Below are 12302 nucleotides of genomic sequence, written 5' to 3' on the forward strand. Positions count from 1 at the left end.
AAAACAAAATTCACGTTATTTAAGCGTAAATTTTGAATTAGTCACGTGCAGATAAACCATCACTCTATCTCATTTGATCAGGAAATTTTCTGTGTGTTTTTGGAAATTTAGGCAAGAAAACGGCGATATCATAACTCACCTCCATCCCATTAAAAAGTCCAAAGATCAAGGAATAGCCATGCTTTATCTACTATTTTACTAACGGATATTTGGCTTAAATTTAGAATTTCCACTGACCAACATTTGCCAAAAGATACTCTCAAGACAATTAATAATTATATTTACACATGAGTTTAAGGAATGAATATTTTATTTTTCTTTACAATATTCAAATTTTTTAATGTTAAAAATCATATAAATATTTTTTCCAATTAAAATGTGAAATAGTTAACATATTAATATGTATGTATTGTTGGCTTCTTTTAAGCTGCCTATGTGGCAGTGGACTAGCACGACTGTGGTGGTAGAAACCGTCTACATTTCTAAGCTGCCTGCGCGGCAGTAAACTTATAAGTATAAGAGCTGAATTTGAAATCTTTTTTCTAAGCTACCTGCTCGGCAGTGAACTTTTCTTTGGCTTATATCAAGTAATGAGCTCTTTTTCTAAGCTGCCTATGTAGCAGTGAACTCACTTGGCGAGTCCTTGATACTCAACATTTCTTTCTAATCTACCTGTGTAGCAGTGAACTCAGACCTAAGCGGCTATAGCGATAAGTGGTATTTCTAAGCTGCCTACTCGGCAGTGAACGCCTTGCCTAAGAAAACCTTAGACACTCTAATTTTCTAAGCTACCTATATGACAGCAAACAATGGTCTTTCTAAAAATGTTTTGCCTCTTGCTGAGTATTAGTTTTAATACTCATTCACTTTTCTTTAAATATTCAGAAACCCACTCAATTGAGTGGGTCTTTTTGGTTAGCTATGATGAAGCTTGCAATATTTTTTCAGCACCAGCTGCCAAAAATGCAGAACGGGATTTATACTGCTTATCTTTACCTACTTTATCATCTATGAGATAAATTAAGCGACTTGGTAAAGTGACATTAATTTTTTCAGCCTTACCTAAATAACGATTCACATCAACATCTACGACTGCCCAGATAAAGCCTTTAAACTTTTCATCATTCAGAAATTTACTTACTTCTGATGCCAAAGGAATATTTTTGCCATCCTCTGCTAAAATTTCCAAATGATCTGCAATTGCTTCCTTAGCATTGCTTAATGCTTCTTCAAAAGTATCTCCCGCAGAGAAACATCCCTGAATATCAGGAACAATCACGCCATAAGCTTCATCATTCGAACCTTTTTCTACTGCAATTGGATATAACATACTCACCTCTTTTGGAGAAAATGAAGTTTCGAAGAATAAAATATAACCTCTGAGTTGCTCTAAATAAATAACCCTAGAGTTATTTTTAAAAATTATTTCTAACGAACTTGCAATTCAAAACATTAACAACATTACTTGTTACACAAGAAATAATTTATAAGCTGCCTATGCGGCAGTGAACTGGTAAATCAATACGATGAGAACGCTCATAGTTTTTCTAAGCTGCTATGTGGCAGTGAACAGATTATTCAAAACTTCATAGCAAATATATTCATTTCTAAGCTGCCTATGCGGCAGTGAACCAGCTTATGATCAGCAAGGAACAAAAATTGACTTTCTAAGCTGCCTACTCGGCAGTGAACCGTTAGACTTTGCCCCGTCAAGCTATCCCGAATTTCTAAGCTACCTATGTGGCAGTGAACCACCCATCCCATCAAAAGCTTGTTTTGCTTCTTTTCTAAGCTGCCTATGTGGCAGTGAACTGCTGTTGATCCACTTTCACATATTACTGGGTTTTCTAAGCTGCCTATGTGGCAGTGAACATTTAGATTCTAAATGATTGGGGGTTGTAATGTTTCTAAGCTGCCTATGTGGCAGTGAACTAGACCCTCGTGCAGCCTTGTGTTTTTATGTTTTTCTAAGCTGCCTATGTGGCAGTGAACATTTCTCTAATCGTCGTGATGGTGAGATTGCATTTCTAAGCTGCCTATGTGGCAGTGAACACGGCTGGCATTTATGTATTCTCCGATAAGATTTTCTAAGCTGCCTATGTGGCAGTGAACGTCGCTCGATAGTCGGGAAAGGTACATCAAGATTTCTAAGCTGCCTATGTGGCAGTGAACAAATAATTTAACGGTTAGCAATTCTTATTATATTTCTAAGCTGCCTACTCGGCAGTGAACTGGTTTTAACTTTTGTTAATCCTGTTGCTGTGTTTCTAAGCTGCCTACTCGGCAGTGAACGGCAACAACAAGCGGTAAGGGCATGTTTACAATTTTCTAAGCTGCCTATGCGGCAGTGAACATGTCATGTCCTGAACTACAGAAATTTGCAACTTTTCTAAGCTGCCTATGTGGCAGTGAACTCTTCTTTATATTTTACGTACCAGTCACACATTTTCTAAGCTGCCTATGTGGCAGTGAACATACATATGGTCGGAAACTTTTTGATGCGAATTTTCTAAGCTGCCTATGTGGCAGTGAACTTCCATTGGTCGGGGAGTCACCCACAATTTAATTTCTAAGCTGCCTATGTGGCAGTGAACTTAATGGTTCTGGTTGTGCTTTAGCTCGAAAATTTCTAAGCTGCCTATGTGGCAGTGAACGTCTGAGATGGGCAAAGGTCTTGTGGGCATTATTTCTAAGCTGCCTATGTGGCAGTGAACTTTAATAATAAATCTGCGATGCGAGTCGTTGATTTCTAAGCTGCCTATGTGGCAGTGAACCGATGACTATACCGAATGTTGGGGGGTTACTTTTTCTAAGCTGCCTATGTGGCAGTGAACGTTGATGAGCCGAAGGTGTAGCCAACTGTTTATTTCTAAGCTGCCTATGTGGCAGTGAACGACTGGCTTCAGGAATAAATACCAGCAACTCATTTCTAAGCTGCCTATGTGGCAGTGAACAATAAGAAACCGACTGATTTTAATATTAGTTGTTTCTAAGCTGCCTATGTGGCAGTGAACTTTTAGAGAATTTTTAAAAGGTCTATACTAATTTTCTAAGCTGCCTATGTGGCAGTGAACCATTACCATTTGCACTTAATTCGATAGTGATATTTCTAAGCTGCCTATGTGGCAGTGAACATTTCGTGTGTTTCTTGTGCTGTAGCGTAACATTTCTAAGCTGCCTATGTGGCAGTGAACCAGTTCGAATTGTATTACGCAGATCAGCACATTTTCTAAGCTGCCTATGTGGCAGTGAACAGTTCAGAGGATTGATATAGAAATGCTTGAGTTTTCTAAGCTGCCTATGTGGCAGTGAACGATCAAACCAATGAATCGGATCTCAACCTCTTTTTCTAAGCTGCCTATGTGGCAGTGAACTATCCTCTAGTCGCTCAACAGCTTGATTGATATTTCTAAGCTGCCTATGTGGCAGTGAACCAACACAAATTCGCTCATCCTCAAGAAAGTATTTTCTAAGCTGCCTATGTGGCAGTGAACTTAAAAATTACAACGTGAATCCAGCATTGCCATTTCTAAGCTGCCTATGTGGCAGTGAACTGGTGATAAAGAATCTATTTCACTTAGTGAATTTTCTAAGCTGCCTATGTGGCAGTGAACCATTTCCATTTCAAATAGAAGAAATCGTAAACTTTCTAAGCTGCCTATGTGGCAGTGAACTTAATCATTTGCGCTTCTCCTTGTGTACCAAATTTCTAAGCTGCCTATGTGGCAGTGAACTTTCTTGACACAAAAAACGGTATCTGCGTGCCTTTCTAAGCTGCCTATGTGGCAGTGAACAACGGATAAAGACGATGAGAACAAAACGTATTTTTCTAAGCTGCCTATGTGGCAGTGAACCAGTATTTTTAGCTGAGTCAGCATAAATTGACTTTCTAAGCTGCCTATGTGGCAGTGAACCCTACGCAAAATAATCAACAAGCTACTCAACATTTCTAAGCTGCCTATGTGGCAGTGAACGTGTTTCATCTTCATTTACATATCAAGTCGAATTTCTAAGCTGCCTATGTGGCAGTGAACGAGTACAAAAAGAATTACGCGCCGAAAGATAATTTCTAAGCTGCCTATGTGGCAGTGAACTAACCATGATCACAAGTTTACCCGGTGAAATTTTTCTAAGCTGCCTATGTGGCAGTGAACGGCTTTCCATCATGCCCACGCTCAATAATGTATTTCTAAGCTGCCTATGTGGCAGTGAACTACGAGCCATTAAAATATCCATCTGTTGTGATTTTCTAAGCTGCCTATGTGGCAGTGAACCTTCAAATAAAGAGTTACTAAAACAGTCAATTTTTCTAAGCTGCCTATGTGGCAGTGAACCAGTAGAAACAGAGCGTCCGTAGGCGCGAACTTTTCTAAGCTGCCTATGTGGCAGTGAACTGAACTACATCGTTTGGTATTTCTTCATATTTTTTCTAAGCTGCCTATGTGGCAGTGAACCATTTGTCTGTTCTTCTATCATGTTTAAGAATTTTCTAAGCTGCCTATGTGGCAGTGAACAGGCAATAAGTGGACGCATTAAATCTATTAACTTTCTAAGCTGCCTATGTGGCAGTGAACAGCCTTTCAAATAAAACAAACATGAAATAACATTTCTAAGCTGCCTATGTGGCAGTGAACTTTGATTTTATTATTACAAGTGAAGAAAGAAATTTCTAAGCTGCCTATGTGGCAGTGAACATTATGTTAAAGCATTTTTTAGTACCACTTTATTTCTAAGCTGCCTATGTGGCAGTGAACACATCAGGTTTTAGAGCAAAGCATGGTCAAAATTTCTAAGCTGCCTATGTGGCAGTGAACTGTTGCGACCTAGTGCGTCGCTCACGCCGTACTTTCTAAGCTGCCTATGTGGCAGTGAACACTCACAAGCCAATCCCTCTTCATCACTTATTTTTCTAAGCTGCCTATGTGGCAGTGAACTCGAAGGTACAAATTGTAAACTTTTTCAGAATTTTCTAAGCTGCCTATGTGGCAGTGAACTTCTAAATCCGACTAAAAATATAAAAGCTATTTTTCTAAGCTGCCTATGTGGCAGTGAACCATTTGTTAAGTGAAACATTCCTGAAGTAAGCTTTCTAAGCTGCCTATGTGGCAGTGAACTCAACATTCCCTGAACCTATAAAAACATAAAATTTCTAAGCTGCCTATGTGGCAGTGAACCAAAACCGACTGCCGTAACTTTGTTTTGTTTTTTTCTAAGCTGCCTATGTGGCAGTGAACTTGGTCGAGCTTTACTTTTACACGGCCATTTCTTTCTAAGCTGCCTATGTGGCAGTGAACAAAACCAATTTTTGCTAAGAAAATTGTTTATTTTTCTAAGCTGCCTATGTGGCAGTGAACTAAGAGGTAATTACAATGGGTAATAGCAATATTTTCTAAGCTGCCTATGTGGCAGTGAACTATAATTTTAAAACAAAAAATAAAGTTATAACAGTGAGTTAAGACTAAAAACCTATAAAAGACCAAAGTTTTAACCCACAATCATAACTTATTGATTTTATTAAACTGTTAAAGAGTGAAAAAATATTGGGTTAAAACTCAGGTACTGTAGACACAGAACTTAACCCATATGTACTAAAAACCTGAATTTCAGATTTTTCAGTGATTTGCTTTTCTATAAATAGCTTAAAACGCTTTTTATCTTGTTCATCCGATGTACTTAAACTTAGCATCTGTACATAAGGCAAATCAGTTGTTGTCACCACTTGGCGATAACGATTCAATGCTTCGTCAAAGCCTATATCCCCTCTTTTCATTCGATGGCGTGCCAAACGCTCAGCGTTGGTTTTAACTTGTTTACGTTTATAAATTGCATAACCAGTAATTTTACTTTCAGGCACTTCTTTAATAGAACTGATATGAATATAATCAACCAAACGCTCAAGCCACTTTGGTATATCAAGCTTTTTTAAATCATCTTCAGATTCAGCAAAAAGACGAAGTTTTTCACCTAAAAAACCAATACCTTTTTGCTGATTAAAACGATATTGTGGAAATGAAATACCAACATTCACTTTATTATTCGCATCTTTCATTTCAGCAAATGCGATATGCAGCTGGACATAGATACGTGACCATAACTCAAAAGGTGAAAAGTCATCATTTTTCATTAATGTCACTTCAATATAACGTTTCATTTAAATGACCTCATCGAATATCTGTAACATAGGCAAGTCCTTTTTTCCCTAGATAAAATGAAGATACGCCTGCATTTTCAATTTTTTCTTCTAAATCTCTAGCTTGCTCTTTAGAAATATTTAGGTTGATTGTAAGTTTTCCACTTGCTTTGTGAAGGAGTTGTTTAATTTCGCCCTCACCTTTTACGAATTTGGAATTGATATAGGGATTTCCCCAAACTATTTTTTGTTGTCCAGTCGTGAATCTTTCCATTAAATTTTTGGGTGTAAAACCATTATGAGAAATGCCTGTCAACCCGCCTCTCGATGCTCTGATAGCAGTTGTATCATGCTGCTCAGTCAATTTATCTAATTTTAAATATAAAGCTGAACAATATAATGGAAGTACACTAACTTTATTGGCTGACTCTTTTAATGCAAAGTTTGGATATCGGCTAGATAAAATTTCTGCTACTTGATTTATTTCGTCAGTAACAGCAACTTTAATTTTTTTCACCTCTTCTAATCTTTGCAAAATACTTAATGGATCTAGAATAGGGTCTATTTTCGATTCAATATTTTTGTCTTGGATAAATTGAAACAATTCCTCTAAATTCATCCACAACACATTCCAAAACTCTTTTGCATAATTCACACTAAGCCAAGGATCACTTAACTTAATCATCCCTGTAAAAGAATTCTGATCTGTACTCCCAGAAATATTTCTTAAATAAACGACTTCCTGACTTAGTATGAATTCATCATGGATATCACTATCCTGTAAAACTTCTTCAATACTTTTAAAATAATAATCATCACGACTTCTTGCATCGTATAATTTTCGCTGATCTCCAATGAGCCTATTCAATATCCCCATCACGGTATTTTTAGTGATACTTCTAGACTTATAGTTCTCTGCTTTTTTATCATTCAATGCAGTCATAGAACCAATAAAGTTTCTTTTAACAGTATTATCCTCTCCATCCAAAAATGAATTACGCCAGGAGGATTCATATTCAATAATGATTTGCATAAAATCACCTCATCATTGTGCTTCAAAATAAACAGCATAATCACTTTGAGGTTCAGGATTCGCTTGATCAGGGCGACGTTTGATACGCATCATTTTATTCTTATCGTTATAATCTACTTCAACCGTGTCTACGCACATATAGCCTTTGGCTTGTTTAATCACTAAATCTTCAAGCATGTTTAAAGTTTCTTTGACCAAAATATCAATCGCGGTGTTGTCCAATAAAATTCCAACTTCACCCTCATTAAAAATTGTACCCTTACGAACATAATTACTATGAAAAATTGCTTTTGGCTCTTTAGATGGATCTAAACTCTTAATAAATTGTTGAACTTTTTCAGCAATTTTTTCCCCTTCACCTTCTTTAATAATCATTGATGCACGATCAAATTTTTTATCTAAAGAAATAAATTGAAGTTGCTCAATGCTAATTGAACCAAATGCTTCGTATTGAGTATCGCCAAAAGTTGTTTTGGAGAAAATTGAATTTTCACCACGCTTATACGATTTAGTCCCATCAGCTTGTATAATTTCTTCACTTGAACTTGCATTAGATAATTGTTCAAAATTTCCATTACCTAATTTGTCAATAAAATCAGTAATCAATAAAGGGCTTGTACGCTTACATTGGCTAGATGGCACAACATACCCTCGTATCAATCCAGTAATTGATGCTACAACATCAATTAAATTTTTATCTTTTGCATAATGCAAATCATAAGATTGATCACGGAAAAGATGATGACGAATACAGTTTTGACTGATATACAATGGATTTTCATCAAAATTTATATCAGAAGCTTCTTTACGATATTTATAGCCTGTTTCTTCTTTAATCTTCCCAGACAAATTACTGAACCCACGTAATTTAGGTAAAGTATGATTATCTACGGTCTTTCCATCATTACCTGTTAATGATGTAGGTCCGTTCCAATTGACTACGCCATAACCATAAGCAGTGATTTTAAAATCTACACTTTTTACACCAGTTACTTTAGTCATGTTATTTTCCCTCTTGTTTTGTTGTTAAAAAGTTCAGTTTATCTAATGAAATTGAGCCGATTGGCTGTTTGTCACTTGTTGCATAATAAATAGCTTCAGGATATCGAAAACCTGTCCCACCAATCTTGTTTAAATCATCTTCGATATAACTTAAATACAGTGGGTAATCTGCATCCCGTGCATAATTTTCCAATATAGCACATCTTGCTTGTTGTTTTTTATCAGGAATTCTTTTCACGTGATGAGTTGGATCAACATTACCGTGCTTTTGCGCAATATAATTAATTAGTCCTGAGTCTTTGATCATAGTTAAAGATTCAGTCAAATTATCGTATTCGGTTGTATCATCCAAAGACGGTTGGTAGGCATATTCATTTTCAAAAATGGGATGATTAAAATCATTTAAATTCAATACAGCCAACTGTACAAAACGACTATCACCACGTAATGAGTTGTTGCTGATTTTAGATTTTCTTTCAGCTGTTTTGGTCTTTATGACCTTAGTTGGCTCTGTAACTTTTTTATTAATCAAATCAATACTTTTCTTTAAAGCTTTATCCATATCTTGTACTACAGCTGACTTTTCCTTCATTTGATCTTGTTGTGCATAAAATTCTCTATACAGTGAATATAACTCAGCAATCTTAAAGACTTTTCCATTTAATCGATCTTGTAAGAAGCCATACCATGCTTTTGTCATTTGCAAACTATTCAATTGATTTAAAAAAAATGCTGATGAGCCTTTACAACTACCATTTTTCACATTTTCAGTAATTGCCACTTGCAATACATTCACATCATGATTTTCACCAAAACGATCCAAACGTCCTAAACGCTGTAACATATTTTCAGGTGAAGTCATTTCACTCAACATATGTTTACTCGTGATATTTAAAGAAGCCTGAACAATCGGACCACTTCTTAAAACAGCATACTTGGTTGTTCCATTCTTTTTAAAAGAATCAAAAACCTCTTCAAACCATTTCTTTTTATCACTACGTTTATATTTGGAATGAAAAAGCACACTATTTTCATAATCTTTTTGATAAATAAAGCCAAGTTGTGCTGTTTGAGCTGTATTTGAAATAATAAAAGTTTGATCATCAAACCTTTGATAAAAGGGATTTCCCTCTGTAATAGATTCATCATATTCAATAAATTCAATCTGGTACTGACTGTTATTAAAAGATGACATTTCAATCACATCATCTTTATGAACACCTAAGACTTGTTCTAAATAATAGTAATGTGGAGTTGCAGAAACCAATAAGGTATTTTTTTCATAGCATTTACGCATATTTTTATTTGCAATGAGTTCAGCAAATAAAATATTAAAAATTTCCATACCAATGTATTCATGGTATTCATCAAATACTACATGAGCATCCATAAACGGTAGTAAGCTGTTTACATTGCTATGCGTCACAATTGAACCTAAAATTTGATCAATTGTAGTGACTACAACATCTCCTGAAAATGGTTCAGGCTCATTTCTAATTTTTCCATTTTCATGCAAATACTTAAATTCACCCGTCAAAATTTCTACTTTTGCATCAGGTAAATAATCCTGTACCAGTTCTTCAAAAATCCCTTGACAGACTTGAACTCGCGGGCAAACCCAAATAATTTTTTTAGCTTGTTTTAGTTTTGCCCATTCCAAAGCAATTCTAGTTTTACCACAACCAGCTGGTCCCGCAAGCACAGCAATATCACGTAAATCTGCAAGCTGCTGAGCGATTTCATTTTGCTTTTGCGTTCTATCACTATCAGGAAATTTATGAGCAACACTTTTTAAATGCTCATCTAAATTTGATAAGATTTCCTGATCATCCAATAATTCATCTAAACGGTTTTCAGCAATATAATCCATCAAATCTTGTGCAGTTTGTTTAGAAACCAAACGATCTGCGCTAATAACACAAGCACGTAATAAATTATGTTGTGCATTAACCTGAATTTTCCCACTTAAAATTTCTGTAGAATCAGTATTTGTGTATGATTTAAAATCTGGAAAATTTCTACTCTTAAACTGATATTCAAAATTTTCTATAAGCACTGCTAAATCTTCACTACTCCAAGGAAAATGTTGCTCAAGCAAATCTGTTGATTGAAAATGCTTAGCAACTCCATTTATACGTTTAATTAAATTGGTACTATTTTTAATCAGAGTAGAAAACTGTTCGACATTAATATTCTTAATCAAATATTCATAAACTTTATAAACACCTGAAAAATCATCATTTTGACGATATGGTTTAGCATGATGCCAATACAGAACATGCTGTAGACTTTCTTTTTGTCGATTATTTAAGTTCTTACATTGCTGTTCCAAAAAATTAAAAATTAATAATGAAACTTCATTATGACGAGGATGCTTATCAAAGGTAAATTTGACATCAATATGTTGTCCATCATCTTCAGGGGCTTTTTGTTTTTCTTTCTTAACCCAATCTTGAAAAAGTGGATCTAATTTACCGACGTCATGTAGACACCCTGCCAGAAAAGCCACTTTAGATAAATTCTCATACTCTTCATTCTCAACAACTTTTTTAAATAATTGTTGTGCTAAATACCCTATCGCAAATGAATGCTCTGCAAGTGGCTGTAAATGTGTGTTTGCATAAAACTCGTCTTTCTTCGCTTTCATTGTCATGACATCCATAAACACTTCTTTTTGTGTACTATTCACAGGCACTATGCCTTCACTATTAAACTTATTTCTATTCCCAACAATCCACAGTAACTCACTTCGGCGTCGCCCCCGAATCCAATGACAAGACACCGCTGTATTTTTTGTGACTGTTTTTCTAAGTAGCTTTTTAACTGTAATTAAACCATCTTCAGTAATCACCGTTTGCCAAGTGTTATCACCAATTCGGTCGGCAAATGCATCCAATACACGACGCGTTCGAGACAGTGCTTTCTTTTCGCATTGGGAAATGAAGGTTACAATCATAATGCTTGATCCTTTTCATCATGATTTCTGCAAGCTTGTAATTTCACCTGATCAAACATCCAATCAAGACATTTATGCTCGGTGAATTTCTGCAATAACAAGGCTCTAAAGTCTTGCTCTTTAAAACCTTCTTTGGCACAAATAAATGCCCATGGCAATACCACAGCATCCTTAATTAAATCAGCGATATCAAAAACCAAAGCACCACGCCGAGTTTTACCATGCATGACTGCAAATGAATGACTAATACCTAAGACCCAAAGTGTGGTTGCAGCCAAACCATAGGCCAAATAATTACCATGATTGAGGAAGTCATTGGCTAAATCACCATATTCAGCATTTCGTTCAAATTTGAGTTTACAACGTGTTGCAGCGATTTTATAAAGCTGCTTTGTGGTCTGAGCTTCTGCAAGAAGTAAATCGCCAACTTTGGTCATATTAGGAATCTTCTTTTCAAAACCACTTAAAGCCTGCTGAATATCCTGATCATCTAAGTAAAATCCTTCTGCTTGTAAGTCCCGATCTTTTGCCCAAACTTTACGCATATATTCAACCCGCGCAAGCTGAAACTGTTTAGCCACATCTAAACGCTTCTTTTCATCAAACCAAAAGCTCATCCAGCCTTGCATATATTCAGTTGGACGATATTCACTTTGTGGCGTTAACCACTCCACTTCACTGCCTGAAAATAAAGGTGTACCCCCACCGCCACAAAAACCGACCAAAACACCTGCACTACAGAGCATCCGCATTGCAGCCTGAGTGATCGACGTTCCAGTTCCCAACAAAATCACAGTCGTATTGGCAATCGGAATATTCCAATACTGATTTTCACTTTTTGCTTCGGTTAGATATAAAACACGGCCATCTTTTTGCATCACTCGTGCATGTTCTAAATAATAGAGATTGGCTCTTTTTGAATGAATAATGGCTTTTAAGTCTGATGGGTTAAGTTGTTCCATATTATTAGTAGTCATAAAATTTTTATAAAAACAATGTAATTGAAAGTCTCAATATTTCCAACCTATTTTTTATTTTAAACGACATTTTGTGTCGTTTTTTAATAAACTCCATTTTATTTACTTACACTCCCAACTCAACCAATTTAAACAAATCATGCGTTATTTTAATACTTTACCAATGGCTCAACACCAACATCTTTAAAATGATTTTTATCACTT

The 12302-nt window shown here is 35.8% G+C and carries 6 protein-coding genes and 1 CRISPR repeat array; all 6 genes read right to left on the reverse strand.

The window, feature by feature from the left end; translation table 11 throughout:
• Positions 1-919 precede the first annotated feature (919 nt).
• A complete protein-coding gene (locus tag GJV03_RS20310) occupies positions 920-1330 on the reverse strand; it encodes a type II toxin-antitoxin system HicB family antitoxin (protein ID WP_154130977.1) in 411 nt (136 codons plus the stop codon).
• Between the two features lie 154 nt (positions 1331-1484).
• Positions 1485-5414: direct repeats of the CRISPR family, unit length 28 nt; unit sequence TTTCTAAGCTGCCTATGTGGCAGTGAAC.
• Between the two features lie 131 nt (positions 5415-5545).
• Entirely contained in the window at positions 5546-6151 is a 606-nt protein-coding gene (gene cas6f / locus GJV03_RS20315) for a type I-F CRISPR-associated endoribonuclease Cas6/Csy4 (RefSeq protein WP_154130978.1), read from the reverse strand.
• 10 nt (positions 6152-6161) lie between these two features.
• A complete protein-coding gene (gene cas5fv / locus GJV03_RS20320) occupies positions 6162-7163 on the reverse strand; it encodes a type I-Fv CRISPR-associated protein Cas5fv (protein ID WP_154130979.1) in 1002 nt (333 codons plus the stop codon).
• Positions 7164-7175: 12 nt separating this feature from the next.
• Positions 7176-8165, reverse strand: coding sequence for a type I-Fv CRISPR-associated protein Cas7fv (gene cas7fv / locus GJV03_RS20325; RefSeq protein WP_154130980.1), 990 nt, complete (start codon positions 8163-8165; stop codon positions 7176-7178).
• Position 8166: 1 nt separating this feature from the next.
• A complete protein-coding gene (locus GJV03_RS20330; protein WP_154130981.1) occupies positions 8167-11121 on the reverse strand; it encodes a CRISPR-associated endonuclease Cas3'' in 2955 nt (984 codons plus the stop codon).
• On the reverse strand, positions 11118-12083 hold the full coding sequence (cas1f, locus tag GJV03_RS20335; RefSeq protein ID WP_154130982.1) for a type I-F CRISPR-associated endonuclease Cas1f: 966 nt from the start codon (positions 12081-12083) through the stop codon (positions 11118-11120). The genes GJV03_RS20330 and cas1f overlap by 4 nt, the downstream gene beginning before the upstream one ends.
• Positions 12084-12302 lie beyond the last annotated feature (219 nt).

It is taken from the genome of Acinetobacter sp. RIT698 (assembly GCF_009668065.1).
GTDB lineage: Bacteria > Pseudomonadota > Gammaproteobacteria > Pseudomonadales > Moraxellaceae > Acinetobacter > Acinetobacter guillouiae.

Coding starts and splice junctions, on each gene's coding strand:
- GJV03_RS20330 (WP_154130981.1), bottom strand. CDS start 11,121: ATGATTGTAACCTTCATTTCCCAATGCGAAAAGAAAGCACTGTCTCGA.
- GJV03_RS20310 (WP_154130977.1), bottom strand. CDS start 1,330: ATGTTATATCCAATTGCAGTAGAAAAAGGTTCGAATGATGAAGCTTAT.
- cas6f (WP_154130978.1), bottom strand. CDS start 6,151: ATGAAACGTTATATTGAAGTGACATTAATGAAAAATGATGACTTTTCA.
- cas1f (WP_154130982.1), bottom strand. CDS start 12,083: ATGGAACAACTTAACCCATCAGACTTAAAAGCCATTATTCATTCAAAA.
- cas5fv (WP_154130979.1), bottom strand. CDS start 7,163: ATGCAAATCATTATTGAATATGAATCCTCCTGGCGTAATTCATTTTTG.
- cas7fv (WP_154130980.1), bottom strand. CDS start 8,165: ATGACTAAAGTAACTGGTGTAAAAAGTGTAGATTTTAAAATCACTGCT.